General features: G+C 48.2%; 25 protein-coding genes. 23 read left to right on the forward strand and 2 right to left on the reverse strand.

What is annotated here, in order from left to right:
* Positions 1 to 48: 48 nt before the first annotated feature.
* The 23 genes from BGP75_RS19045 (at position 49) to BGP75_RS19155 (ending at position 23,457) form a co-directional block, all read left to right on the forward strand.
* Complete coding sequence (locus BGP75_RS19045; protein ID WP_076720467.1) at positions 49 to 2,103, forward strand: flagellar hook-length control protein FliK; 2,055 nt, start codon at positions 49 to 51, stop codon at positions 2,101 to 2,103.
* A gap of 208 nt (positions 2,104 to 2,311) precedes the next feature.
* Positions 2,312 to 2,830: a flagellar basal body-associated FliL family protein gene (locus BGP75_RS19050; protein ID WP_076720468.1), complete on the forward strand. Its 519-nt coding sequence runs from the start codon at positions 2,312 to 2,314 to the stop codon at positions 2,828 to 2,830.
* Positions 2,831 to 2,937: 107 nt separating this feature from the next.
* The gene (fliM, locus tag BGP75_RS19055) at positions 2,938 to 3,915 is read left to right on the forward strand and encodes a flagellar motor switch protein FliM (protein ID WP_076720469.1); all 978 of its coding nucleotides are present in this window, start codon (positions 2,938 to 2,940) and stop codon (positions 3,913 to 3,915) included.
* Positions 3,916 to 4,073: 158 nt separating this feature from the next.
* A complete protein-coding gene (gene fliN, locus BGP75_RS19060; protein ID WP_076720470.1) occupies positions 4,074 to 4,526 on the forward strand; it encodes a flagellar motor switch protein FliN in 453 nt (150 codons plus the stop codon).
* 1 nt (position 4,527) lies between these two features.
* Positions 4,528 to 5,154: a flagellar biosynthetic protein FliO gene (gene fliO / locus BGP75_RS19065; RefSeq protein ID WP_076720471.1), complete on the forward strand. Its 627-nt coding sequence runs from the start codon at positions 4,528 to 4,530 to the stop codon at positions 5,152 to 5,154.
* Positions 5,154 to 5,900, forward strand: coding sequence for a flagellar type III secretion system pore protein FliP (gene fliP, locus BGP75_RS19070; RefSeq protein ID WP_076720472.1), 747 nt, complete (start codon positions 5,154 to 5,156; stop codon positions 5,898 to 5,900). The genes fliO and fliP overlap by 1 nt, the downstream gene beginning before the upstream one ends.
* Before the next feature lie 60 nt (positions 5,901 to 5,960).
* On the forward strand, positions 5,961 to 6,230 hold the full coding sequence (fliQ, locus tag BGP75_RS19075; RefSeq protein WP_076720473.1) for a flagellar biosynthesis protein FliQ: 270 nt from the start codon (positions 5,961 to 5,963) through the stop codon (positions 6,228 to 6,230).
* A gap of 8 nt (positions 6,231 to 6,238) precedes the next feature.
* Positions 6,239 to 7,015, forward strand: a complete 777-nt coding sequence (gene fliR / locus BGP75_RS19080; RefSeq protein WP_369832140.1) for a flagellar biosynthetic protein FliR — start codon at positions 6,239 to 6,241, stop codon at positions 7,013 to 7,015.
* A 21-nt stretch (positions 7,016 to 7,036) separates the two neighbouring features.
* Positions 7,037 to 8,170: a flagellar biosynthesis protein FlhB gene (flhB, locus tag BGP75_RS19085; protein WP_076720475.1), complete on the forward strand. Its 1,134-nt coding sequence runs from the start codon at positions 7,037 to 7,039 to the stop codon at positions 8,168 to 8,170.
* Between the two features lie 309 nt (positions 8,171 to 8,479).
* Positions 8,480 to 10,588, forward strand: a complete 2,109-nt coding sequence (gene flhA / locus BGP75_RS19090; protein WP_076720476.1) for a flagellar biosynthesis protein FlhA — start codon at positions 8,480 to 8,482, stop codon at positions 10,586 to 10,588.
* Between the two features lie 104 nt (positions 10,589 to 10,692).
* Positions 10,693 to 12,465 (forward strand): hypothetical protein, encoded by a 1,773-nt coding sequence (locus tag BGP75_RS27485; protein WP_076720477.1) that lies wholly within the window; start codon positions 10,693 to 10,695, stop codon positions 12,463 to 12,465.
* A gap of 18 nt (positions 12,466 to 12,483) precedes the next feature.
* On the forward strand, positions 12,484 to 13,308 hold the full coding sequence (locus BGP75_RS19100) for a MinD/ParA family protein (RefSeq protein WP_076720478.1): 825 nt from the start codon (positions 12,484 to 12,486) through the stop codon (positions 13,306 to 13,308).
* Positions 13,305 to 14,039: an RNA polymerase sigma factor FliA gene (locus tag BGP75_RS19105; RefSeq protein WP_143821112.1), complete on the forward strand. Its 735-nt coding sequence runs from the start codon at positions 13,305 to 13,307 to the stop codon at positions 14,037 to 14,039. Before BGP75_RS19100 ends, BGP75_RS19105 begins: the two co-directional genes overlap by 4 nt.
* A gap of 102 nt (positions 14,040 to 14,141) precedes the next feature.
* Complete coding sequence (gene cheY / locus BGP75_RS19110) at positions 14,142 to 14,525, forward strand: chemotaxis response regulator CheY (protein WP_076720480.1); 384 nt, start codon at positions 14,142 to 14,144, stop codon at positions 14,523 to 14,525.
* A 9-nt stretch (positions 14,526 to 14,534) separates the two neighbouring features.
* Positions 14,535 to 15,365, forward strand: a complete 831-nt coding sequence (locus BGP75_RS19115; protein ID WP_076720481.1) for a protein phosphatase CheZ — start codon at positions 14,535 to 14,537, stop codon at positions 15,363 to 15,365.
* 12 nt (positions 15,366 to 15,377) lie between these two features.
* The gene (locus tag BGP75_RS19120) at positions 15,378 to 17,600 is read left to right on the forward strand and encodes a chemotaxis protein CheA (RefSeq protein WP_076720482.1); all 2,223 of its coding nucleotides are present in this window, start codon (positions 15,378 to 15,380) and stop codon (positions 17,598 to 17,600) included.
* A 58-nt stretch (positions 17,601 to 17,658) separates the two neighbouring features.
* Complete coding sequence (locus tag BGP75_RS19125) at positions 17,659 to 18,918, forward strand: chemotaxis response regulator protein-glutamate methylesterase (protein ID WP_076720483.1); 1,260 nt, start codon at positions 17,659 to 17,661, stop codon at positions 18,916 to 18,918.
* Entirely contained in the window at positions 18,919 to 19,659 is a 741-nt protein-coding gene (locus BGP75_RS19130; RefSeq protein WP_076720484.1) for a flagellar motor protein, read from the forward strand.
* A gap of 172 nt (positions 19,660 to 19,831) precedes the next feature.
* Positions 19,832 to 20,746 carry a flagellar motor protein MotD gene (motD, locus tag BGP75_RS19135; protein ID WP_076720485.1) on the forward strand — a complete coding sequence of 305 codons (915 nt, stop codon included), beginning with the start codon at positions 19,832 to 19,834 and terminating at the stop codon, positions 20,744 to 20,746.
* A gap of 99 nt (positions 20,747 to 20,845) precedes the next feature.
* Positions 20,846 to 21,643, forward strand: a complete 798-nt coding sequence (locus tag BGP75_RS19140) for a ParA family protein (protein ID WP_076720486.1) — start codon at positions 20,846 to 20,848, stop codon at positions 21,641 to 21,643.
* Between the two features lie 16 nt (positions 21,644 to 21,659).
* Positions 21,660 to 22,505: a chemotaxis protein CheW gene (locus BGP75_RS19145; RefSeq protein WP_076720487.1), complete on the forward strand. Its 846-nt coding sequence runs from the start codon at positions 21,660 to 21,662 to the stop codon at positions 22,503 to 22,505.
* A gap of 27 nt (positions 22,506 to 22,532) precedes the next feature.
* Complete coding sequence (locus tag BGP75_RS19150; protein WP_076720488.1) at positions 22,533 to 23,012, forward strand: chemotaxis protein CheW; 480 nt, start codon at positions 22,533 to 22,535, stop codon at positions 23,010 to 23,012.
* A gap of 28 nt (positions 23,013 to 23,040) precedes the next feature.
* Positions 23,041 to 23,457, forward strand: a complete 417-nt coding sequence (locus tag BGP75_RS19155) for a DUF2802 domain-containing protein (RefSeq protein WP_076720489.1) — start codon at positions 23,041 to 23,043, stop codon at positions 23,455 to 23,457.
* A 26-nt stretch (positions 23,458 to 23,483) separates the two neighbouring features.
* On the opposite strand, the gene BGP75_RS19160 is transcribed toward BGP75_RS19155, so the two are convergent.
* Positions 23,484 to 23,789 (reverse strand): EscU/YscU/HrcU family type III secretion system export apparatus switch protein, encoded by a 306-nt coding sequence (locus tag BGP75_RS19160; protein WP_076720490.1) that lies wholly within the window; start codon positions 23,787 to 23,789, stop codon positions 23,484 to 23,486.
* A 16-nt stretch (positions 23,790 to 23,805) separates the two neighbouring features.
* Positions 23,806 to 25,968 (reverse strand): flagellar hook-length control protein FliK, encoded by a 2,163-nt coding sequence (locus tag BGP75_RS19165; protein ID WP_076720491.1) that lies wholly within the window; start codon positions 25,966 to 25,968, stop codon positions 23,806 to 23,808.
* Positions 25,969 to 26,092: the final 124 nt, after the last annotated feature.

A 26,092-nucleotide genomic window follows, 5' to 3' on the forward strand; every position in this document is an offset into this window, starting at 1 on the left:
GCCTTTTTATTGCAGTCCTTACACTTGTGAAGTGCACAGGAGTTGCGTATGTCAACAACACAGGCTGTCTCTGTTCAGCAAACTATTACCCAGGTACCTTTGTCCGAAGCGGCGGCTTCTGGTAGCTACATGCCGGAAGCTGGAGCTACGGGGAGTGGTGCGGAGCTATTTGGTGATACCTTGAAGGCCAATATGGAAAATGGCGAAACCCTGAAAGAAAGGGCTTCGGGAGGATCCGATTTGCCATCTTCTGGCCACAAATTGCCGCCTGAAAGCGATACGGCCAAAAGTGCGGTGGAGGAGACTGCTAAAGGCGTTGCTTCCAAAAATACTGCTGATCCTGCCACTACGGTTGCCTATACAGATGTTGATACACCTTCTGAACAATCAGAGATAATTGAAGAAGGTGCTGATGGCGTAAGCCATAAAGTCGCTGACTCTGCTGACGATTCATTATTGGAGCTTCAAGATCTTGTTGAGGAGTATTCCTCGATTGAGCGGGAGGTGGCTGTTGATCCGCAAGAGGAACTCGATGATTCTTCACATTCTTCCACCGTCCCTGTAAGCGACGTAAATGTAGAATATGATTCTGCTGCTGGTTCAGGCTATGGTGATTCTGAAGTTTTTGATGAAGCGGTAACTCCTGTAACTATAAGTGGAAGTCGTCATCAGTTGGAGGCTGATCAGCTTCCAGAAGAACCAGATATTCGCACAACAGAGGTAAAGGTTGAGACGACAGGCGAAAGCAGCGATCGAGCAGAAAATACAGACGGAAGCCGCTCAGGCGAGCAATCAGTTGTCGACGCGCGGGCTGATTCGTTATTGTCCGATCAAAAGGGATCTGAGGCCGATGCTATTGATCCAGGCGATGTTAGAACAGTAAAGGATCGGGATATTTCAGCTGAGGTTGATTCAGATTTAGTAGAAGAGCCCTCCCTTGATAGCAGGCAGGCGGAGTCGCAGCAGGTTGCTTCCGATAATTCAGCGACAGGCGAGGTTAAAGGGAGCGATGAAAAAGTTACTGAAACTGTCCCGGTAGCTCCCTCCGTTGTTGCTATGCTTAAGCAGCGTCATCCTGAGCTTAACGAGCCGAATAAGCTTTCTGAGAGTGTTGAGGCGGAGTCAGATCCTGGGCAACCCAGCGTTCGGGAATCGGCAAAAGCTCAGCCCTCAAGTTCAAATATCCAATCGGAAACGGAAGCTAAGCCTTCTGCTTCTGAACAGACCGTTACTGCTGCAGGTCAGCAGGCTGCTTTTGTCGATCGACCCCCAGCAGAGTTCATTCAGTCTAAAGAATCGGTTGCTAAGCCGCGGGAAATGGCGTCAGCGGACCCTGTGGCTACTGGTGTGGGTGTTCAAAAGGAAGTTAACGTCAAAGGGGGGAGGGATTCAGCTTCCGCTGATTCTCACTCTTCTCGGGATAGTGCTCAGCAAGAAAGTCAGCGATTTAGTCTGGCTGCACTTAAAGAGCAGTTGGCATCGATATCTATCAAAGAGAGTGGCACTGATACTCCCTTTAAAAGTCTTTCCTCGTCTTCGTCGGGGACTGCGGCATCATCCGGGGCTGTTCCATTTTCTGCGATGGTAAACTCCCAATCGGAGACGGCACGTGGGCTGGGGCTATCGAATTTCCAGCAGTTGCAACAGGCGTATAAAGGTGATGGTTCAAATACTGTCAGTCTAAACTTGTCTGAACGCTTTGGCAGTGATGCCTGGACGCCAGGGGTATCACAGCGAGTGAGTTGGATGGCCAGTCAGCAGATTGGCAGGGCTGAATTGCGTCTCGACCCTCCAGAGTTGGGTAGCCTGAACATTCGTCTGACTATTCATCAGGATCAGGCAAGTCTCAGTATCACTAGTCCCAGTGCACAAGTACGAGAAGTGTTGGAACAGCAGATGCCTCGATTAAGGGAGATGTTAGCTGAAAGCGGGATCGATCTGCAGCAGGCAGATGTCTCTGATCAGCCAGCTTCACAGCAGTCTGATAAGCGATCAGCAGAAAGTGAAAATGAAGAGTTTTACGGGGATGCTTCCGATGACCCTGCACTGGCAGCATCGGAAGTAAATTCGTCTGCTCTGTCGTTGGTCGATTACTACGCTTGACAATCCCCTAAAGCTGCTGATATTTAGTCGTTTTTTTGTACCTGTCCTGAGATAACCAATGTTTGCTACCGGGCAAACAAGGGCATAATCTATGGTATAGTTGTTCGCCTCTGGATTAACATAATATGCGGGTTATAAGGCGAAGCTGTAGATTCATGTCTTCAGGTCAGGATCTAAAAGCCCGCGCGGAGCATGGCTGGGATAACGGATGGCTGATGAAGCGGTTGAGGAAACAGGAAAGAAGTCCAGTAAGCTGGTAATGATTCTTATCATACTGGTGGTTGTCTTGATCGGAGCTATAGGGGCCGGTGCGGCTTGGTTTTTTCTGATGAAAGAAGATCAGCCTGCACAGGAGCAGGAAGCGACAACCGAAATAAAGCTGAAAAAAGAAGCGATCTACGTCAAGATTCGGACGATGGGAGGGAAGCCCTACTTCATTACAAATTTCTCAGCTGAAAAATTTGGAACCCAGCGTTTTCTGCAAATTTTTGTTGAGGCACGGACTCGTGAGCCTGATGTGCAGGAGGCGTTGCAGAAGCATATGCCGCTGGTTGTTCATCGGTTAAGTGCGCTATTCTCGGCGCAAACGCTGGCAGATATGCAGACTGCAGAAGGAAAAACCCGATTGCGAAACGAGGCGACAGATATTGTCAAAAATTTACTGCAGGAAGAAATCGGTAAGCCGGGGATAGAGGAGTTATTCTTTACTAATTTTGTTATGCAGTAAGCGGACTAGCAATAGGAAGAAGGGATAAAAACAGAAAGGATCGAAATAACCGCACAGAAGATACAAATCAGACTACATATAGGTAACAGGTGGATTATTCCTAAGCGATGAGTGTTCAGGATCTTTTATCACAAGACGAAATCGATGCGCTGCTGCATGGTGTTGATGATGGTGACATTGATACGGAGGACGACTCTGAGGTTGATGGTGCCCGATCCTACGACTTAACCAGCCAAGAGCGGATTGTACGTGGGCGGATGCCTACGTTGGAAATGATTAACGAACGATTTGCCCGTTATACTCGAATCAGTCTCTTTAATATTCTTCGTCGTAGCGCTGATGTTTCTGTCGGCGGAGTTCAGATTCTCAAGTTTGGTGAATACGTACATACCCTCTATGTACCGACCAGTCTGAACCTGGTTAAAGTAAAGCCTTTACGCGGTACCAGTCTGTTTATCATGGATGCCAAGCTGGTGTTCAAGTTAGTGGATAACTTCTTTGGTGGTGATGGGCGTCATGCCAAGATTGAGGGACGGGAATTTACTCCGACAGAGACCCGTATTGTTCAAATGTTGCTTGAGCAGGTTTTCATTGATCTGAGGGAAGCTTGGGGACCCGTCCTAAAAGTCGATTTTGAGTATCAGAACTCCGAAGTTAACCCTTCCATGGCGAATATTGTCAGCCCAAGCGAAGTGGTGGTCATTAGTACTTTTCATATAGAGTTGGATGGTGGTGGCGGTGATTTACATGTGACTATGCCTTACTCTATGCTGGAACCGATACGCGAAGTGTTGGATGCCGGTGTCCAAAGTGATGTAGATGATAAGGATGAACGTTGGGTGAAGGCTTTGCGCGCCGATATTATGGATGCGAAAGTTGACCTTGAGATGACGGTGGCCGAACGAGAAATCACTCTCCGGGATATACTTGAGATGGAGGCCGGTGACGTAATACCTGTGGAAATTCCAGAAGAGTTAATCTTAAAAGCTAATGGTATTCCTACATTTAGAGGTAAACTTGGTGTTTCCCGATCAAACCTTGCTTATAAGGTAACGGATCAAATTAAGCGGGTTGATAATATCTAGTTTCGGTGTGGGATCAGGTGTTTTCTTATTTGAAGTAGATTTTCGACTGGTACGGCCCGGTTTACTGTTTGAGAGTAAATGTAAATTGTCGGGATTAAAGTAAGCCGGACATTCCTAGAGACCGTTGCGAAAGAAGTGATTACCGAGAGTACAGATAGATGAGTGACGAGAATCAAGATGAGAAGGCAATGGCTGATGAATGGGCTGCTGCACTGGATGAGCAAGGGGATGAAGACGGAGTAGAGGATGCCTGGGCTGAAGCGATGGCGGAGCAAGGCGTTGAAGAGGATGATGTATCCCCTGTGGCCCTTGATGAGCTTCAGGACGACTCGGTACCGACTGCTGGTGATAATCCAGATCTTGATGTGATTTTAGACATACCGGTTAATATCTCCATGGAAGTTGGCAGTACAGAAATAGCGATTCGGAACTTGCTCCAATTAAGTCAGGGTTCTGTGATAGAGCTGGACCGCATGGCGGGAGAGCCGTTGGATGTCAGGGTTAATGGGACGCTGATTGCCCATGGGGAGGTTGTGGTGGTCAATGAACGGTTCGGAATTCGTCTTACTGATGTAGTCAGTCCATCTGAACGGATCAGGAAGTTACGCTAGGGTGGCCAATTCTGCGATAAAATGGCTTTTTCTTGTATTGCTACTCCTGACAAGTGTTAATGCTATGGCTCAGGCTGTTATTACTTCAGCAGCCGTTAAGTCATCTTCGACTGAATCAGTGACGAGTGTCTCTGCAGGGGCTAACCCGGGAGGGAATGTCGTCGATTCGACAGCACCGGTTGTAGTGCCTCCTTTTTCTACTGACTCTATACTTCAGATGCTGTTTGGCTTAGGGCTGGTCGTTGCTCTTATCTTCACGCTTGCCTGGCTTTTAAAGCGAATCGGTGGTGTTGGTGGGTTTGCTCAGTCAGGGCTTAGAGTCGTTGCTACCTTACCATTGAGTACCCGTGAGCGAGCGGTATTGGTGCAGGCAGGGGATAAACAGTTGCTTCTTGGGGTTGCACCAGGAAGAGTTAATTTGTTAGAAACTTTTGATAAGCCGGTTATTGACTCGGCATCGACCTCTGGAAACCAGTTTTCTCATCGCTTAAAGGATGCTATAGCCCGGAGGCAGTCTAAACCTCAGGCGGTTACTGACCCTCTTTCAGCAACAGGAGGGCGGAGCAGGCACGTTGATTTGGATGCTGAAGAGCCTCATGCCGAGCTTGAATCAAGGAACAAGGGTTAATGGGTCTTCGTAGCCTGCTCATTATACTCCTGACGCTACTTATACCGGCGACGGGCTTAGCTCAGGAAAGTGGTATTCCAGCCGTTACCCTGACCACTGACCCTGATGGTACACAGAACTATTCTGTAACTATTCAAATTCTTGCCCTGATGACCATGCTGACTTTTTTGCCAGCTGTGGTCATGATGATGACTTCGTTTACTCGCATTGTTATTGTTTTTGCCATACTTCGTCAGGCATTGGGATTGCAGCAAACGCCTTCTAATCAGATTTTAGTTGGACTTGCGTTGTTTTTGACCTTCTTCATAATGACTCCGGTTCTGGAGCGTGTAAATAGTGAGGCCGTTCAACCCTATCTGGAGTCCGAACTCAGTACATTTCAGGCTGTGCAAGCAGCAGCCGAGCCGTTTCGCAGCTTTATGTTAGCCCAGACCCGGGAAAGTGATATCGAACTCTTTGTGAGGATTTCGGGGAAAGGGGATATTGAGTCCCCGGAGGCGTTGCCATTCAGTATTCTGGTGCCTGCTTTTGTCACCAGCGAATTAAAAACCGCTTTTCAGATAGGGTTTATGCTATTCATCCCGTTTCTGGTTATTGATCTGGTGGTCGCCAGTGTGCTGATGGCAATGGGGATGATGATGTTATCGCCGGTTATCATTTCCCTGCCATTTAAAATAATGTTGTTTGTTCTTGTTGATGGTTGGGCTATGGTTATCGGTACCATTGCTGCTAGCTTTGGCACCTAAGGCATCACTTATGAGTTATTGTGGGGCTACGGGGTCAGGAGCTAGGGGAAGGAGGTTATGATGACACCTGGGGTGGTCCTTGATCTTTACCGCGAAGCCTTACTGTTAGTGATAATGATGGTTTCTGTCATGGTGGTTCCGAGTTTAATCGTAGGATTAATGATTTCGGTCTTTCAGGCGGCGACTCAAATCAATGAGCAGACGCTCAGTTTTCTGCCGCGTTTAATCGTGACACTGGGGGCTTTGATGTGGTTTGGCCCCTGGTTGCTGACCAAGCTAATGGATCTTTTCTCATTCTTATTTCACAATATTCCGTTACTTATCGGATAGGCTGAATTGTGGAATATGCTATTCCTGATCTGACTCAATGGGTAACACGCTTTTTGCTACCCTTATTTCGAATATCCAGCTTTTTCATGGTTGTGCCACTTATCGGTACTCAATTGGTGCCAGTCAGGATTCGGCTCGGTTTTTCTATCGCTATCACCATAGTGGTTTTGCCGTTGTTACCACCACAGCCTTCTATTGATGGGCTCTCGCTCTCTTTGTATGTGCTTATCGCCCAGCAGTTGTTGATTGGTTTTGCCCTTGGGTTCTTTGTCCAGGTCTTTTTTCAGGTATTTGTTCTGGGTGGGCAATTGATATCCTCACAAATGGGGCTGGGGTTTGCGTCTATTTCCGATCCGGCTAATGGCGTATCGGTAGTGGTGCTCAGTCAGTTTTATTTGATGACGGTTATGATGCTGTTTCTCAGTATGAATGGTCATGCAGTCCTGATTGATGTGATTGTAGATAGTTTCCGCATCATGCCAATAGGGGAAGGATCACTAACAAGCGATAGTCAGTGGACAATTGCAGCATCCGGTACCTGGATGTTTGCGGGTGGACTCGTGATAGCCTTGCCGGCCGTTGTCTCCATTCTGATTGTTAACTTTGCCTTTGGGGTGATGACTAAAGCCGCGCCTCAGCTCAATATCTTTGCCATAGGCTTTCCCTTTACCATGGTGTTTGGTATTGCTATTGCGTGGGTTAGCCTGGAGGGATTTCTTGGACAATATCAACGTATTGCTGATGAGATATTAAACATGCTTGCTCGTTTATTAGTTGCTGGGTAGGCGTGGTTTGCGAGGTGGATAGTGGCTGAAGAGGAAACGGGTCAGGAAAAATCAGAAGAACCCACGTCGAAGCGCTTGGAAGATGCCCGTAAAAAAGGTGATATTGCGCGCTCGCGGGAATTGAATACCACGGTATTGTTGTTAGCAGCAGCTGGTGGATTGCTCATCTTTGGTGCTCAGATTTCTGGTGATGTGGCCCAGATGATGAAGTACAACCTTTCTGTCAGTCGTGAAGCCATCTTTGACCCCATGCTGATGTTTCAGTACCTGGGGCACTCGATTATGTCCATGCTTCATTCGTTAAGTTTATTCTTTGTGGTGTTGATTGTTGCTGCTCTGGTCGGGCCAATTGCTTTAGGGGGGTGGAATTTCAGCAGCGAATCGATTATGCCTAAATTCAGTCGCTTGAATCCACTGGAGGGAATCAAGCGCATGTTTTCTTTGAAGTCCCTTATTGAGCTGCTAAAAGGGATCGGTAAGTTTTTAGTGGTTGGAGGCCTGTCTGTTGTTATTTTGCTTCTGCAGCAGGACGACTTGATTGGTATGGGTAGTGAACCCATCATTCCGGCTATGGAGCATGCCATGCAGGTGTTGGGCTGGGCCTTTCTCTGGATGTGCGCAACCATGATTTTTATTACCGCTATTGATGTGCCCTTTCAGCTCTACGATTATTCTAAAAAGCTCAAAATGACGCTTCAGGAAGTTAAGGACGAGATGAAAAATACGGAAGGTAAGCCTGAAGTGAAAGGACGTATTCGTCAGCTTCAGCGGGAAATGTCCCAGCGCAGAATGATGGGGGAGGTGCCTGAGGCTGATGTGGTGATCACTAACCCGACCCACTACTCCGTGGCACTCAAATATAATCAAGTGGGCGGTGCTGCCCCGGTATTGGTTGCTAAAGGCGTTGATTTTATGGCGCTGAAAATCCGTGAAGTTGCTGTCCAGCACGAAGTGCCTATTTTGTCTGCACCTCCTTTGGCACGAGCTATTTATTACAATACGGAGCTGGAAGAGGAAATCCCAGAAGGGCTGTATGTCGCAGTAGCCCAGATACTGGCTCATGTTTATCAGATGCAGAGTACAAGGAGAGAGTATGGTCCGATAGAAGACGTGCCAGACGACTATCCCATACCTGACGATCTTCAACACGATTAAAGCAGATCAGGCTGAGCTTTTTCTGCAAATTCTTTAAGGTCTTTTTTACTGTTTCATCGTAATGCTGCTGGTTTTCCTCAAGCTGGAGAGATATTTGCATTAGTTCCATAAAGTTCAGTGGGATGCATTATTTTTCTACAAAGCGTCAAAATAATGGTGTTTTTTCATTGAGTATTTTCCAGTGCTCTGTATGCTTACCGATAATGTGCTGTTTTTTTGACGGTTAAATCGATCATATTCAAGTTGCTCTGAGTAGGACAGCAGTCTTCTTTCCTAGCTAGCTGCCGTTGTTAAGATTTTGAGGTTTGTGTGGAACGAGTTACTTTTGCTAGCGGTTTTCGTAGTTTAAGTCAGGGGAATCTGGGGATTCCTCTGTTGCTGCTGGTCGTGTTGGCAATGGTGACTTTGCCAATTCCTCCTTTTCTTCTCGATGTTCTGTTTACTTTCAATATTGCCTTGTCGTTAGTGGTGCTTCTGGTTGCTGTTTATAGTATGCGGCCTCTGGATTTCGCCGTATTCCCAACCATCCTGCTGGTGGCAACCTTACTGCGTTTGGCTCTTAACGTTGCGTCTACCCGTGTTGTGTTGTTGTTTGGTCATGAAGGAGGGGACGCTGCGGGTAAGGTTATTGAGGCCTTCGGTGAAGTAGTCATTGGTGGTAACTATGTAGTAGGTTTAGTGGTTTTTGCCATTCTGGTGATTATCAACTTTGTTGTGGTTACCAAGGGTGCTGGGCGGATATCAGAGGTTAGCGCCAGGTTTACCCTGGATGCCATGCCCGGTAAGCAAATGGCGATTGATGCCGATATGAATGCTGGGCTTGTTGGTCCTGATGAGGCTAAGGCGCGCCGTCAGGAAGTAACCCAGGAAGCTGATTTTTACGGTTCGATGGACGGTGCGAGCAAATTTGTTCGGGGTGATGCCGTAGCGGGTATTTTAATTCTGGTTATTAATATCTTTGGCGGCCTGGGTATTGGTATAGCGCAGCATGACTTGTCCTTTAATGAAGCCGTTAGAAACTATTCATTATTGACCATCGGTGATGGTTTGGTTGCCCAGATACCATCCCTTCTGCTTTCAACTGCGGCAGCCATTATGGTTACCCGGGTCAATACTTCGGCGGACATGGGCGGACAGGTTATCTCCCAGCTGTTCGGTTCGCCACGTGCCTTATTCGTTGCTACGGGGATTTTAGTGGTGATGGGGCTGGTTCCAGGTATGCCTCATGTTGCCTTTCTCGGGTTGGCTGCAGTCTGTGGTGGTGGGGCCTACTGGATCCAGCAGCATAATGCCCAGGTCAAGCAGCAGTTGGAGCAGGTGGACCAGCAACAGGAAGAAGAGCCAGCGCCCGAAGTTGAGCATAAAGAGTTGGGCTGGGATGACGTCTCTCCGGTTGACATGATCGGGCTCGAAGTGGGTTATCGTCTAATTCCGATGGTTGACAGAGCGCAGGGTGGGCAGTTGCTGGGTCGTATTCGGGGAGTTCGCAAAAAGTTATCTCAGGATTTGGGATTTCTTGTGCCAGCCGTCCATATCAGGGATAACCTTGATCTGATGCCAAGTGCTTATCGGATTACTCTGATGGGGGTTTCCGTCGGGGAGGCTGAGGTTTATCCTGATCGTGAGTTGGCTATAGATCCAGGCCAGGTGTTCGGTGTGTTAAAAGGAATCGAGACTAAAGACCCTGCTTTTGGTCTTGCGGCGGTTTGGATCGAATCTGGACAAAAGGAACACGCTCAAACCTTAGGATATACCGTCGTAGACCCCAGTACGGTTATTGCGACTCATCTTAATCAGGTGATGGCTAAGCATTCCTATGAGTTGCTTGGTCATGAGGAAGTCGAGCAGCTGCTGGAACTGCTGGCCAAGAGTTCTCCAAAATTGGCAGAAGCATTGCCGACAAAATTATCGGTCAGTACGCTATTAAAAGTGTTGCAGGGGCTTTTGATTGAGCAGGTGCCGATCAGGGATGTGCGGACGATCGCCGAAACTTTGACGGATGTGTCTGTTTCCAGTCAGGATGTTGTTGTTTTAACTGCGGCTGTTCGTGTCGCGATTTCCCGGATGATTATTCAGGAGATCAATGGGAGCGAACCGGAGCTGCCAGTTATGACGCTTGATCCTGCATTGGAACAAATATTGCTTAAATCTTACCAGCAGAGTCAACAAACTGGCGGTTCTGATGGTTTGATGTTGGAGCCAGGTATGGCAGAGCGTTTGCAAAAGTCTCTGGTGGAGTCAGCCCAGCGACAAGAGGCTGCTGGAAAGCCTGCAGTATTGCTGGTTGCTGCGCCGATTCGACCGCTTATGGCCAAATTTGTTCGTTATGGTTCTCAGCAGATACATGTTCTCTCTTATCAGGAAATACCAGAGAACAAACAGATAACAATAGTTGCAACGGTCGGTGGTGCCAGTTGATTGGGGTTTAAGGTGGTAAAACAGCAGCTACAATCATTACTGGAAAGGTCACCTGAATGGCTGGAGATTGTTTTTAATCAGGCCGCTGATGTGGAGATGTCTGCGTGAAGGTAAAGCGCTTTTTTGCACCGGATATGAGTAGTGCCATGCGCTTGGTCAGGGATGAGGTCGGCCCGGATGCAGTGATCCTGTCTAATAACAGTGTGGCAGGAGGGGTCGAGGTTGTAGTTGCCCTGGACTATAGCGAAGTCACACGTCCACGGCCAAGTGATTTGGTTGTCGAATCCCGAAAAGAGCGCCAGGTCGGCGTACTTACCGGACAGCGAAAAAACTCACGGCTACAGTCAGAGTTGGGGCGTACTCGCTCAGCGTTGGCTTCCAGTCGTGAGAAGCGTTCACTCAATGAGTCACCTTTTTTAACTGCCGATAAGGACAGGCAGTTAGGTCTGGGAGATGATTCTTGGGATGATGAAGTCTGGGATGATGTACTGGCTTCCTTGAATCGTCCAAAAAGCACAGTTTCTAAGGAAAGGGCGGTTAAGCCTCCAGCGCGTTCTGGTGCTGCTTCGGCCAGATCTTTCCCTCGGGCTCATAAAACTGAGAAAAGAGAGTTAGGTTCTGTTGCCCAGGTTTCCTCAAGAGCTGTTCCAAAAGCAGCTGTTCATAAGGCTGCTCCAGCAGTTAGCCCTGCTTTAAAAAATGATACAGCACAGAATGAACTTGGTCAGCAGCCGTCTGTTCAGAAAGAAGCGGTGAGTTCAGACCAGCAGTCTTTACAAGAAATGCGCCGTGAAATTGATGATCTGAAAGCAATGCTGCGGGCCCAGGCCTTAGGGGTGGCTTCTCCGGAAAATATCAATAACAACCAAAATGCCTCGGCACGAAAACATGTGTCAGAAGTAAGCGGAGTTGCTGCTGAAGCTGCTACTTCAGCAGCAACCAGCAGTTTAACCGCTCAGGGCAGAATTTCCAATGTCAGAGAGGCTGCTGTCAATGTTCGATCAGCTGCGGTTCGAACCACGAGTAATGTGCGGGATCGTATTCTAAAGCGATTGCTTCGAATTGGGATTTCCAACCGTATCAGTGAGCGTCTGGTTCAGGCAATTGAGCTGGATATGGAAGTGGATAGGGCGTGGAAAATAGCGCTTTCCCGATTGTCTGATGCAGTGCCGACAGTTGGTGAAAATATCGCCGATCGCGGTGGGATCCTGGCTTTTGTTGGAGCGACAGGCGTTGGAAAAACAACCACTATTGGCAAGCTCGCTGCTCAATATGTATTGAAACACGGCAGTTCCAGCATTGCTTTGGTTACTACCGACATCTATCGTATTGCTGCCCACGAACAGTTGCGAACCTTTGGACGTATTCTGGATATTCCTGTTCGCACCGTTGATGAAAACAGAACTCTTGATGAAACTTTGCATTCGTTACGTGATAAGCGGCTAGTGCTTGTTGATACATCTGGAATGAGTTCATCCTCAGGTCCTCGGGAGCAGCAACTGGAAATGTTGAACTCCAGTGCATATCGTATCAAGAAGTTTCTGGTGCTTCCCTGCACAGCGCAACAACGGGTACTTGAATCCAGTTGCCATTACTTTAAACCGCTCGGCTTAAATGGTGCAGTGCTTAGCAAAATAGATGAATCATTAAGTCTTGGAGAGGTTATCAGCACCATTGTTGAAAGCCGGTTGCCAGTGGCGTATCTCGGTGATGGGCAGAAAATTCCAGATAATATTGAAGTCGCCCGATCCAATACGATTGTAAGTCGAGCGGTGGTGCTGGCCGAAGAGCAGGCGCGAGCGGAGCGAGAGCGCTCCATGGGTGAGTTGGAAGACTCTTCTCTGTTTGATTTTGCTGATACCGTTAACAACGGTTGATAGAGAGAGTTCTTGCTGATGAAATCTGCTCACCCTGTTCAAGTAATCGCAGTTACCGGCGGTAAAGGTGGTGTTGGAAAAACGAATGTCTCGGTCAATCTGAGTACTGCTCTGGTTGAGGCAGGGCGTCGTGTGGTATTAATGGATGCAGATTTAGGGCTTGCTAATGTAGATGTTCTGCTGGGAATCAAACCCCGGCATACGATAGCCGATCTGCTAAATGGCGACTGTACCCTTGAGGACGTGTTAGTAGAGGCGCCGGGAGGGCTTAGGGTTGTGCCGGCCTCTTCTGGTACCCAGTCGTTGGTATCCCTGAGTGCTCATGAGCATGCTGAACTGGTGCATGCATTCACCGATATTGAAGATCAGCTGGATGTGTTGGTGATAGATACCGCCGCAGGTATTTCTGAGGCGGTGGTTAATTTTGTTCGAGCTGCGCAGGAAGTGCTTGTCGTTGTTTGTGACGAACCCACTTCCATTACCGATGCTTATGCTCTTATTAAGTTGCTTAATCGTGATTATGGCATGAGCAGATTCCGAGTTCTTGCAAATATGGTTAGATCCGAGCAGGAAGGGCGCAATATGTTTACTAAACTAACTACGGTGACTGATCGCTTCTTGGACGTGGCTCTTCAATATGTTGGATCTATACCTTATGATGAGTCGGTGCGCAGTGCTGTTAGAAAGCAACAGCCTGTTTTTAAGGCATTTCCTCGCAGTAAATCTGCGGTGGCGATTGGTCAGTTAGCACAAAAAGTATTGAGTTGGCCTGTTTTGTCTGCTCCACGAGGCCATCTGGAGTTTTTTGTAGAGCGGTTGGTGCAGGTATCCAACCAGCGTTGATGCCCAAGGGTTATATGTACAACCGGTCAGAGACAGAATCACAAGCAGATTTGATAGAGCGTTATGCGCTGTTGGTCAAACGAATTGCACACCATTTGCTGGCAAGGTTACCAGCAAACATCCTATTGGAAGATTTAATTCAGTCGGGCATGATCGGTCTTTTAGAAGCTGCTCGAAAATATGACGCAACGAAGGGTGCCAGTTTTGAAACCTATGCCGGGATTCGCATCAGGGGAGCGATAATCGATGAGGTGCGTAAGGGGGATTGGACTCCGCGCTCAGTGCATCGTAATAGTCGGCGTATTACCAGTACGATGCAGGCGATAGAGGCGCGTACCGGTCGTGATGCTCAGGATGTTGATGTAGCCCGGGAGATGGGGGTAGAGCTGGATGAATATCACGCTTTGCTCAAGGACGCCGCCAGCAGTCGATTGTTCAGTTTTGATGAAATGCTGGAGGGTAATGACGATTCTCCAGGGGAAGAGGTTTCTCATGAAGGCCCTTCTCCTGATGATGAGCACCAACAGTCTTCCTTCAAAAAGGCACTGGTGGAAGCTATATCCAATCTTCCTGAACGGGAACAACTGGTACTTTCGCTTTACTACGACGAAGAGTTGAATCTTAAAGAAATAGGCCAGGTGCTGGGGGTGAGCGAGTCACGTATTAGTCAGATTCATAGCCAGGCAGCACTTCGCTTACGCTCAAAGCTTTCGAGTTGGAGCGCAGAATAAATATTAGTTCATAATATATTGATACTGATTTACTCGCTAAACTGGTATAAAAGAAATACTTAGGGTTCTTTTGAACCATAAACAGGCAAGACGGAGGTCGCCTTGGACAAAAATATGAAAATCCTCATTGTCGACGATTTCTCCACAATGAGACGGATTATCAAGAATCTACTTCGAGACCTCGGGTTTAATAACACGGTTGAAGCAGATGATGGCTCGACTGCATTGCCCGTTCTCAAAAATGGTGGAATTGATTTTTTGGTAACCGATTGGAACATGCCGGGAATGTCTGGGCTAGAGTTGCTTGAGCAGGTTAGAGCAGATCCTAACCTCTGCAAACTACCAATACTGATGGTCACTGCGGAAGCCAAGCGAGAGCAAATAATTCGTGCTGCTCAAGCAGGTGTTAATGGCTATGTAGTTAAACCATTCACGGCAGCTGTTCTCAAAGAGAAGATTGATAAGATCTTTGAACGCGTGGGTTAAGGGGCTCCTATGGCTGGTCTAGAAGACTTCGCGGATCTGCACAATTTTGAAGAAGTTCTACAGGGGAAGGCTAAAGAGCTTCTGGAACTTTTGGATAAAGGTAATTTTGCCGGTGCCATGCAGATTCTTGCTGAGCTGAGTGAAGCTCGCAATCACATGCTTTATCAGGAAGTTGGACGCTTGACTCGTGGTCTTCATGAAGCGATCAAGGAATTCAACATAGATGTTGAAAACAGCACCGCCTTTCAAGCCTCGCCGGATGGCAGTGAAATCAGTGAAGTGGCAAATGCCAATGAACGTCTTAATTATGTCCTTGAGTTAACTGAGAATGCTGCTAATACCACTATGGACATGGTGGATGTCAGCATGCCCGTTGCAGAAGAAATGGGTGAACAGGCGAGATTGCTACGCCAGGACTGGAAGCAAATGGCTGATTCTCAGAGCAGTCTGTCGGAGCTTAAGGATCTGGGGCGAACTACGGAGTCCTTCCTGCAAGAAATAGAAAAGGGTTCTGACACCCTAAATAAGAACTTTACAGAGATCTTATTGGCTCAGGGGTTTCAGGACATTACCGGTCAGCTTATTAAGCGCGTGATTGGTTTGGTAAGCGATGTTGAAACCAGTTTAGTGCAACTTGTAGCGGTTGCCGGCAAGGTCGATCAGATTTCCGGCCTGACAAGTGAGGATGCTAAAGATGATGCATCCGAGGTTGATGAAAAAGCAGTAGCAGAAGACAATTTAGTGAAGGGTCATGGTCCTCAGCTTCATAAAGAGACTTCGACTGATGTCGTGGCGGATCAGGACGAGGTAGACGACCTTCTTTCTAGTCTGGGATTTTAAGGAGCTGGGTGCATGAGTCTTGATGTAGATGAAGAAATCCTGCAGGACTTTCTTGTAGAAGCTGGGGAAATTCTGGAGTTACTTTCAGAGCAGCTGGTTGATTTGGAACATAGCCCGGATGACTCTGATCTTTTGAATGCAATTTTCAGAGGTTTTCATACTGTAAAGGGTGGTGCTGGATTCCTGCAGATAGCTCCTTTGGTTGATTGTTGTCACATTGCGGAGAACGTTTTTGATAAGCTTCGCAACCATGAATTGCAGATCCATACCCATTTGATGGATGTTGTTCTTCAGACCCTTGATGCTGTTAATGAAATGTTTGACTCCATTCGAGCAGGGGAGGAGCCTGATGCTGCGGATCCTCAGTTGCTTGAAGCCCTGGCCGCTATTGCTCGTGGTGAAACAGTCGCGAGTGATGCGGTTTCAGAGCCCGAAGCTGTTGAAGCACCCGTTCCGGCAGAGCCCGAACCGAAAACTCCTCAAGGAGATAAGGCCGACGCTGAGTTTGAGGAAATGCTCAGCTCTTTAGGGACTGAAGCCGAAGTCAAGCCACCTGAAGACATATCTGTATCTACCCCTGAAGATAATGACTCCAGCGCTGTCGGTGAATCTGACAGTGACGAAATTACTGAAGATGAATTTGAGGCTTTACTTGACCAGTTGCACGGTGAAGGTCAGCATGGTGGAGCTGCGGTGGTATCTGCGTCTAACGCAGTGGTTGCAGCACCTGAGTCTTCGGCACCGAGTTCGTCTGAGGCTGACGATGATGATCTAATAACCGACGATGAGTTCGATAAGTTACTGGATGAGCTTCAGTCTCAGGGCAAAGGCGCTTTTTCTGCGGGCGTTGAACCCACTGGGAGCCCTGCTGCCCCTGAAAACACCGCTTCTGAGCCTGCTCCTGCTGAACCCGTCCCTCCCAAACCTGTACCCACACCTGCGGCGCCTGTTGCCAATCCGGCTCCCGCAGCCAAGCCGGCACCTGCCGCTGCTGTTGCCGGGCAGCCTAATGCTGGTATGAAGGCTGCTGCGGCTAAAAAACCTCGTGGGCCAGAAAAGCCAAATGCGGCTGAAACTACGGTGCGAGTCGATACTCAGCGCCTGGACGAAATTATGAACATGGTCGGCGAGTTGGTTCTGGTGCGGAACCGAATGGTGCGACTTGGGCATAAAGTGGGCGATGAAGAAGTTACAAAAGCAGTCGGTAATTTGGATGTAGTTACCGCAGATCTGCAGATGTCGGTAATGAAAACGCGAATGCAACCGATCAAAAAAGTCTTTGGTCGTTTTCCCCGAGTTGTACGAGATCTGGCAAGAGCACTGAAAAAGGAAGTCAATTTAGAGCTGCGCGGTGAAGATACAGATCTTGACAAAAACTTAGTGGAAGCTTTGGCAGATCCCCTTGTTCACTTGGTTAGAAACGCCGTTGACCATGGAATTGAAAGTCCGGAAAAACGAGAAGCTGCAGGTAAGCCCCGCGTTGGCCAGGTCATCCTGGCAGCGGAACAGGAAGGTGACCACATTCTGCTTTCCATTGATGATGACGGCGCAGGAATGGAGGCTGACAAGCTTCGTGGAATTGCGGTAGCAAAAGGCTTGTTGGATGAAGATTCTGCTGAACGCCTGACTGATACTGAATGTTTTAACCTGATTTTTGCACCAGGTTTCTCGACCAAAACGGAGATATCCGATGTTTCTGGTCGTGGTGTTGGTATGGATGTGGTTAAAACAAAGATCACTCAATTGAATGGTTCTTTGAATATCGATTCCGTTCCAGGCAGAGGATCGCGTATTGAAATCAAGGTTCCGCTGACACTGGCTATCATGCCAACGCTGATGGTTATGCTTGGGGATCAAGCCTTCGCACTACCTTTGGTAAATGTAAATGAAATTTTCCATTTGGATCTAACTCAAACCAATGTCGTTGACGGACAGGAAGTGGTGGTGGTCCGAGAGAAAGCTCTGTCTTTATTTCATCTTAAGCGCTGGTTGGTCGAAGACTGCGCCTATGAAGAGCTTCCTGAAAACGGGCATGTAGTGATTGTTACCATCGGGACCAAGAGGGTTGGCTTTATTGTTGATCAGTTGGTTGGGCAGGAAGAAGTGGTAATTAAACCTCTGGGCAAAATGTTGCTTGGAACGCCAGGCATGGCAGGGGCGACGATTACCGGTGACGGGCGTATCGCCCTTATCCTGGATATTCCGAATATGTTGAAACACTATACCACCCGATAACCCAACTTTTCCTGGCTAACGCCAGAGGTTTCGGGAGGGCGACGACAGGAGCACTTATATGCCGGTAACCGTGTTGGTTGTCGACGATTCCGCTTTTTTCAGACAGCGTGTCAGTACGATTCTCAACTCTGATCCGCGTGTCAGTGTGATAGGCACCGCACAGAATGGGCAGGAGGCGATTGAAAAGGCAAAACAGCTAAAGCCTGATGTTATCACCATGGATTATGAAATGCCGGTGATGAACGGTATAACTGCGCTTAGTGAGATAATGAAAACCTGCCCAACGGCCGTTTTGATGTTTTCCTCCCTCACCTACGAAGGAGCGCGGGTTACGCTGGAAGCATTGGAAGCCGGTGCAGTAGACTTTTTACCGAAAAGTTATGAACAGATGACCCCGGGAAAGGGGCGTCTGGAAAACGTCCTGATTGAGCGTATTCTCGCAGTAGCTAAAACGTCCATCAGTACACTCGGCAGTCGGCCATTGGGCCATAAAACGCCTGACAGCAGTGATTTCGGTGCAAGACGTAATGATACGAGAAGCACTGGCATTGATAGCAGAAGAGCTGTCGATGGGAGAGTTGCGCCTGTCAGAGGCTCCTCTCCAGGCACTGAAAGATCTGCTTCAAATTCTAGTCTTCGTCCCAGAAGTAGCGTTTCGACAAGGCCTGCATCGCAGGAACGACCCGTAGCAGAACGGACATTACCCAAAACAGGAGCAGCTCGACGCCCTGTCGCTAATCTGAGTGGTAAGTGCTCACTCGTGGTCTTTGGTACCTCTACAGGCGGACCGGTAGCGATTCAAAAGATATTAACAAAGTTGCCTGCAAGCTTTCCTCTCCCTATTTTAATCGTTCAACATATGCCGAAGGCCTTTACCGGTGCATTTGCCGAGCGATTGAACCAGCAATGCAGTATTCAGGTTCGTGAGGCAAAGGACGGTGATCGATTGCAGCCTGGTCTTGCTCTTTTGGCCCCTGGCGGGGAGCAAATGATGGTTGAAAGTCGAAATGGAGGCCAGGTTCGAATCATAGCTGGTGATGAGCGCCTTAATTACAAGCCCAGTGTCGATATAACGTTTGGATCGGCGGCTAAGCAATTCCCCGGAAAAGTGCTGGGTATTGTTTTGACGGGAATGGGTGCTGATGGGCGGGAAGGGGCTCGGATGCTGAAAAACTCAGGTTCCAGTATTTGGGCTCAAAACGAAGAGAGCTGCGTTATTTATGGCATGCCTCAAGCCATTGTGCAGGCACAACTGGCAGATCAGGTCTTGGATTTAAGTGAAGTTAGCGAGACCCTGATTTCAGCATTGGGGGCATAGATGGATCGCCTCAGCCTGGTTGGCGTAATCTTCGCGGTAGTCGCTATTCTGGGTGGTAATTATATAGAGGGTGGGCACGTTAGCACCCTTTTGAACGGTGCGGCAGCGGTGATCGTGTTTGGCGGTACTCTCGGGGCTGGATTACTGCAGACTCCTGCTACCGATATGCAGCGGGCGTTGAAAATTTCCCGTTGGGTTTTTCAACCACCAGATATCGACTTTAATCAAGGCATTGAGAAAGTTGTTGGCTGGAGCATGCATTCGCGGCGATATGGCTTACTCGGCTTAGAAAAGCAAGCGGATCTCGAAGATGACGAGTTCCTGAAAAAAGGCCTCCAGCTAATCGCCGATGGTAGTGAGCTTGAGGTCATTCGCGGGGTATTGGAAGTAGAGCTTAATGTTCGCGAACAGCGGGATTTACAAGCAGCAAAGTTCTATGAAAGTATGGGGGGGTATGCGCCTACGGTCGGGATTATCGGTGCTGTAATGGGATTGATTCATGTCATGACCAACTTGGCAGAGCCTTCGGCGCTAGGTAGCGGTATCGCGACAGCATTTGTTGCTACCATTTATGGTGTCGCAGCAGCCAACCTTATACTCCTGCCAATCGCCAGTAAATTACGTTCAATTGTCTTTGCCAGCTATCAGTATCGGGAAATGATGCTGGAAGGGATGTTGTCAATTGCGCAGGGACATAATCCTGTTTCAATCAGGGTTAAGCTCGAAGGTTATTTAAAATAATCAGGCTTGAAGGTTTGTTGAAGCATGAAGGAATGCGGCATTAAAGGCTTCTGAATCAGGAAGAACAGTCGTTATTATGAATACTGTGTGGAATCTGAACGGCTATTGGTGGCAGAGCATTTTTAGGTAACTATTTAATGAGTGAATATATGGCTATGGCCAGGAAGGGGCTATGAGTCGACGACGAAGAACCAGGGACGAACAGCACAACGATCGTTGGGTTGTTTCGTATGCGGATTTTATTACCTTGTTACTCGCATTTTTTGTCGTAATGTATTCAGTTTCATCAGTAAATGAAGGGAAATTCAGGATTGTATCTGAATCTCTTGAAGGTGTATTCAGAGGCGTTGATTATTCGTTTGACCCTATCCCGGTAGGAGATATTGAAACGCGCGCGGATAGAAGAGATATTGGTCTGATTGATCAGCAGCCATCCGTTGATCCCCGTGAGAGTGTTATTACACTTAATGATGAAGAAGCTAAAGAGCTGCAACAGATTCAATTTGATGCGAAAAAAAGATTCCAGGAACTTATTGCGGATGGCGAATTATCGGTATCATCGACACGATTGTGGCTAGAGATAGAGATCCAGTCCAGCCTGCTGTTTGCAAGCGGTAGTGCGATTCCCAGCCTGGATGCAGATCCTATTTTGGAGGCTATAGCAGCAATTTTAGGCCGTTATGATAATCCGCTTCATGTTGAAGGATTTACCGATGATCGGCCTATGCAAAGTGATTTGTATCCCTCTAATTGGGAACTCTCGGCAGCCAGGGCCGCCGGAGTGGTGCGAATGCTAAACCATTTTGGTGTCGCGCCTGAACGGATGGCTGCTGTTGGCTATGGGCAATATCAACCTAAGGTTAGTAATATTACTGCTCGAGGACGCAGTAAAAATCGTCGGGTTAAAATTATCGTCTCAAGAGATGAGCGAGTGCGCAGAGCTTTAACCAGCTACGGTAGTGAGTTTATCAGTGATGATGCGGTTGAAGCGATATTAAGAGAACGAATCGAAACAGAGCAATCTGGAGCAATTAAGCAGGTTGAAACAGAGGAAGGGGTTATTTTTACACAGGATTCGGCTGAGTAATCCTAATAGGCGTCTTAATGCCTGACTCCCATAAAAGTGATTGAGTCTTATTGATAAGACCTTGTGCCGATAGGCCATTCATATGAAGGAAACACCGTAGTGCATATTTGGGCAGTAGCAAATCAAAAGGGTGGCGTTGGGAAAACTACAACTGTAGTTTCCTTAGCTGGTCTGCTGGCCGATCAGGGTTTTGATGTGCTTATGCTGGATCTGGACCCCCACGGCTCGCTTACCAGCTATTTTCGTTATGATCCTGATACTCTTGAGCACAGTGGCTACGATCTGTTTTTACATAATGGCCAGGTTGATGCGGAGTTACCTGCCCGTTTGCTGCTAAATACCAGTCATGATCGGATAAATCTCATACCTGCTTCAACGGCAATGGCAACTCTGGAGCGCAGAGCTGTCGGCAGTGACGGCATGGGGCTCGTCGTTTCCAAAGCCCTGGCTTATTTGTGGGATCGTTTCGACTACGTTTTGATTGATAGTCCGCCGGTTCTTGGTGTACTGATGGTCAATGCTTTGGCCGCCTGTGAGCGATTGATTGTCCCGGTACAGACAGAATTTCTGGCCATAAAAGGCTTAGAGCGTATGGTGCGGACTCTGGCGATGATTAACAAGGCAAGGACCAAGAAGCTTAACTACTATATACTGCCGACATTTTTTGATCGACGTACACAAGCCTCTTTGCAAAGTTTGCGATTGCTAAAACGGACCTATCCAAATGAAATCGCCCAGGCGGTGATTCCGGTTGATACTAAATTTAGAAATGCTAGCACACAGGGAGTAGTGCCTTCGGCCATTGATCCGAGTACCCATGGGGTTCGAGCATACGGTATGCTAATGAGATCGCTTTTGGCAGCGGAGAAGCGTGAACAGGAGCAGTCTGGTAAGTGAATGAGGCTGAAAGCACTTGAATAACGATCGGCTACGTGAAAAAACACTATCTAAGGCGAGGACGCTGACAATAGCACCTCAACAGGCTGTTCAAGAGTATCTGGACTCTCTGTTGCAGGATGCTACAGCTCTGGCCCAGGTAGAAACAGAGGTTACTGTTGCCACTGAGGTGGAAACTGCGGTTACGCCAGCGCCTGCGAACCATACCGCAGTTGTTGAGACAGTCACTTCAGTAGAGCCAGCTCCGGTTACCGATGTTGTTGAAACTTTAGAGCGACAAACAGTAACCAAAACGGTTGATGTTGCTACCATGGATACGGTTTCAGCCGCGGTGGAGCCTGTTAGCCCATCCAAGGACTGGGTCAATGGCCGACCCCAATGGGCTCAGGAAAAATTTGAGTGTTTGCTGTTTAAAGTAGCGGGCTTAACTCTCGCCGTACCGTTGAAAGAGCTGGGAGGGGTCTTAACAATGGACGAGGACCTGACGCCACTGTTTGGACAGCCTGATTGGTTTCTGGGCTTGCTGCCATCGAAAACCGCAGGTACAGTCAAGACCATCGATACTGCGCGTTGGGTTATGCCGGAAAAATATACCAGTGCAGCTGGAGAAAATCTCCGCTATGTTATTTTGATGGAAGGTACAGATTGGGGGATGGCCTGCCATGAAGTTGCAGAAGCGATCTCTCTGACTCCCGACCAGGTTCGCTGGCGCAGTGATCGAGGATTAAGGCCATGGCTTGCTGGCACGGTAGTTGAGCATATGTGTGCCATAATGGATGTATCTGCGTTGGTTACATTGGTTAATGAGGACAGCTCAAAAGTCAAAGCTCCACGATGGACCAAAAAACAGCGTAGCGGATAGCGCACTGGATTTTAAAGAGGAAATTTCATGGATATTAAGACAGCGGGTAGTGGCGACGATCCAGTATTGCAATGGGTGACTTTTCTTCTTGAGGATGAAACCTATGGCGTAAATGTCATGCAGGTTCAAGAAGTGTTGCGTTATACGGAGATTGCGCCTGTTCCCGGTGCTCCCAGTTATGTTTTGGGAATTATTAATCTGCGTGGAAATGTAGTGACGGTGATCGATACTCGTCAACGTTTTGGGTTGCCGACTGCTGATGTTACCGAACATACTCGAATCGTGATTATGGAAGTTGAGAAACAAGTGCTGGGTATTCTGGTGGATGCGGTTTCTGAAGTGGTTTATTTAAACCAGTCAGAAATAGAAACTGCACCCAATGTGGGTACGGATGAGAGTGCTAAATTTATCCAGGGTGTCTGCCATAAAGATGATCGGTTGCTGATATTGGTGGAACTGGACAAGATGATGACCGATGAGGAGTGGTCTGAAATTGCCGTGATGTGATTGGGCGATTGAAGGTGAGCGATCATTGATGATGAGTCCGGGGCTGTTTTGGGTATTGCTGGCAGGCGTCGCTGTGATCGCTATAGTTGCCTTGTTAATAGCCGTTAATGTCTATCGACGACTACAGGCCAGTGAAGAGAAATATTATGCGCTGGTTAATGTCATTCGTAACGAAATCAAGGTCATGAACAGTGGTTCCATCGGCGTTGGGCGTCGCCTCAAGCAGGTAGAAAGTCGGCTTAACATTACCGTTGAAAAACAGCAGGAGTTGGAAAACCGTGATCCAGGAGCGTTGGCTTATAACCAGGCCGCTAAGTTAATGGAAATGGGCGCTGACGTCGATGATCTGGTGTCCAGCTGTGGTATTGCCCGTCCGGAAGCTGAGTTGATGGCGTTGCTTCATCGTGAAATTAAGACCTCTCCAGCACTGGAGTCCGGTCGATAAAGTTATTCTGGAGATGAAACCCCAGACTACTCCCCAATAGATGACACTTTTGAATGACTGTCTTTCTGATCAGTGGCCCGCAAACTATAGGCAAAACTGATTACTTCAGCGATTGCCTTATACAGGTTTTCAGGTATCTCCTGTCCAAGCTCCAGGCAGGCTAAAGACTCAACCAATGCCGGGTCTTCGTGAATAAGTACACCATGCTCCTTGGCAATACGTATTATTTGTTCAGCAATCAACCCCTTGCCGCTGGCTGCGACATAAGGGGGACGCTCTTCATCGTAAGTCAGAGCAACGGCGATTGGTGGTTTAGGAGGTTGCTTGTCCATCAAGTGCTAATATTCATCATGTTTTTACATCTATTAAGCGTTGTCTGGGAGGGCGTAGCTCTGCTTTTGGAGGTTCCTGTTCGCGAATAGCCAAGGTGTCAACTTCCAGCCCAATTCCTTCCAGCGTCTGTTGTAATTGATCCAGGTGAGGCTCTAACAGCTCCCGTGTCTCCTTGCTTCCAAACCAAAGGACACTGATTTTACCTCCTTCCAATGCCAAATCTGCACCCATTGGCGGCATCTCCGGCATTTCAAATCTCAACTGAACTTTCCAGCGACGTTCAGGCTCTTCTCCTTCGTCATTTTGGCGGGGGTCGTCGCTATTGATTCGAAGGTGTATGTTCTCGTTCCTTCCCTGCCAGAGCACCGGAATATCCAAGGCAAGGTGCTGTCTGACTTGCTCACTACCGCTTTCTTGAGCTTGTTGCGCCAGACTGGAAACCTGATTGAACAATACTCGACTGATAGCCTGTTGTGTCATTTGGGTAATGCGTTGCCCAAGGGGCTGAGGAATGGCTTTGGAGTCGGCTCCTGTCAGGTTCTGTTGAAGCTTCATCAGCAGCCCTTTTTGATCCTGCTGAAATACCGTGGTATCACCTTTGGCTATTCTGCTCTCAAATTGTGTGCCGCTGTTAAGCAATTGTTGACGCACACTCTGTGCATCTGTCTGTTGGGGAGTTGCAATTGATCGTCCCAGTAGAATCTGTACCAGGCTTTGTAACAACGGCTGAGCTTTACTGATTTGAAGCGCATTTTGTGGCTCAGTCAATAGATTCAATAGCTGGTTAGGTGGTTGTTGTAACGGCATATGCTCTCTCAGAGCCTTCTCTACAGCCTGAGTACTTCCGGTAGGAATTTTTAACGTAACCTGACCTTGACTGTCTTGCTGTACTCTTACTTCAGTTCCGATGCCAATGGGCCTGGGAGCAACAACTTCTACATTACGCCCTTGTAGATCCAAAGTGATGCGGTATTGAGTATTGGGTGCCTGCCGGGCAGAAGAGCTGAGGTTGGTTGCTGTATGTTGGGGCACTGCCGCATTTGCTGTTTGAGAGGTTTGCTTTGCTCGTTGTGCTGGTGAATACGTTGCTGGCTGTAGCGGTGGCGCAGGTTTATGGGCAGTGTTGGCTGGCAATTCCACTGGTCTGGCACCGGATTCGGGGGTGACCTGAATCACCCTGGCAAGTGCTCTTTCTCCAGGGCGAACCAGGGTTTCAGAAGTGACGAGCCGATCAGCAGGGGACAGAGCGGTGTTTACAGATCCATGAGCCGCTGTTCGGCCGGGGGGGATATTTTGTGATGCTGATGGAGCCTGTTGCGTTGAGCTGGCGGACGGTTGTGAAGACAGCTGAGTCTGTGGTGAAGCTGTTGCTGTCGGCTGTGGACTTGGATTGGTTTGCTGAGGAACGTTTACAGTCAGGCGATTATTAGCATCCCGGCTGATCATTATTTCCGTACCTGCCTTAACCGGTCGAGGCATGATTATTTCGACAACTTTTCCTTCAATACTGATTTTGGTTCGATAAACCCTGTTCTCGATGTTGCTGGTGACGTTGGCTTGTGTTGCTGCAGGTTTTGGTTGAGATGTTGTTGGACCGGCATTGCCTTGCGTGGCTGTTGCATCGTTGCGGTTTGTCGTTGGACTATTAGGGGGCAGCTTGGGGGACTGTATTTGCAGCAAGTGCTTTTCTGCATTGATTTTTGCTTGATATGCGGGGTTATCTGCGCCTGCTGGTACTATTTTCGATCCTGCTTTCTGTCCTGTCGCTTGATAGTTAGCTGGTGATTGGCTTTGAGACGCAGCTTGATTTTTTGAAGCTGTTTGGCTGGTTGCTGCAGAGTTAGTGCCGGTGTTGCTTTGTCCTGCCGTGGATTGAGTGGTTGCTCTTGCTGCTGCCGGGGCTGTTGACTCCGATGAGGTCTTAAGATTAGGTGTTGCTCCGGAGGTTGTTGTTTTTCCATCGGCAGATTGAGAACTCGCATTACCTGACCGAGAGGGTTGACTTACTGTCTGTGGCGTCTGACCGGTTAACGGCTGGGCAGGTCGGGCTACCTGAGGTGATACCTCCAGTACCCTTGCTATTTGCGTTTGTCCGATTCGCAACAGCGATTCCAGGCGACCACTAGCTAATTCGGCGCTGAGCTTCTGAATGCTTGCAGTGTTCAACTGGTCAATCAATTGTTCTTCCTACATTCTTTAGAGAGTATCAGTACAGATCTTCAAGGTTATATTCTTCTTTATCGGCTTCTTTGTCCTTTCAATTAGCACAGAGAAAATGGTTCTCTGCTTTGCTGAGCAGCCC

This window comes from Motiliproteus sp. MSK22-1, assembly GCF_001968815.1.
Lineage (GTDB): Bacteria > Pseudomonadota > Gammaproteobacteria > Pseudomonadales > Balneatricaceae > Motiliproteus.

Bases quoted from the DNA above. Each gene is read 5' to 3' on its own strand.
- BGP75_RS19160 (WP_076720490.1), bottom strand. From the start codon at position 23,789: ATGGACAAGCAACCTCCTAAACCACCAATCGCCGTTGCTCTGACTTAC.
- BGP75_RS19150 (WP_076720488.1), top strand. From the start codon at position 22,533: ATGGATATTAAGACAGCGGGTAGTGGCGACGATCCAGTATTGCAATGG.
- BGP75_RS19050 (WP_076720468.1), top strand. From the start codon at position 2,312: ATGGCTGATGAAGCGGTTGAGGAAACAGGAAAGAAGTCCAGTAAGCTG.
- BGP75_RS19045 (WP_076720467.1), top strand. From the start codon at position 49: ATGTCAACAACACAGGCTGTCTCTGTTCAGCAAACTATTACCCAGGTA.
- fliQ (WP_076720473.1), top strand. From the start codon at position 5,961: ATGACACCTGGGGTGGTCCTTGATCTTTACCGCGAAGCCTTACTGTTA.
- fliP (WP_076720472.1), top strand. From the start codon at position 5,154: ATGGGTCTTCGTAGCCTGCTCATTATACTCCTGACGCTACTTATACCG.
- BGP75_RS19100 (WP_076720478.1), top strand. From the start codon at position 12,484: ATGAAATCTGCTCACCCTGTTCAAGTAATCGCAGTTACCGGCGGTAAA.
- BGP75_RS19155 (WP_076720489.1), top strand. From the start codon at position 23,041: ATGATGAGTCCGGGGCTGTTTTGGGTATTGCTGGCAGGCGTCGCTGTG.
- BGP75_RS19130 (WP_076720484.1), top strand. From the start codon at position 18,919: ATGGATCGCCTCAGCCTGGTTGGCGTAATCTTCGCGGTAGTCGCTATT.
- BGP75_RS19125 (WP_076720483.1), top strand. From the start codon at position 17,659: ATGCCGGTAACCGTGTTGGTTGTCGACGATTCCGCTTTTTTCAGACAG.
- BGP75_RS19115 (WP_076720481.1), top strand. From the start codon at position 14,535: ATGGCTGGTCTAGAAGACTTCGCGGATCTGCACAATTTTGAAGAAGTT.
- motD (WP_076720485.1), top strand. From the start codon at position 19,832: ATGAGTCGACGACGAAGAACCAGGGACGAACAGCACAACGATCGTTGG.
- BGP75_RS19120 (WP_076720482.1), top strand. From the start codon at position 15,378: ATGAGTCTTGATGTAGATGAAGAAATCCTGCAGGACTTTCTTGTAGAA.
- fliM (WP_076720469.1), top strand. From the start codon at position 2,938: ATGAGTGTTCAGGATCTTTTATCACAAGACGAAATCGATGCGCTGCTG.
- fliN (WP_076720470.1), top strand. From the start codon at position 4,074: ATGAGTGACGAGAATCAAGATGAGAAGGCAATGGCTGATGAATGGGCT.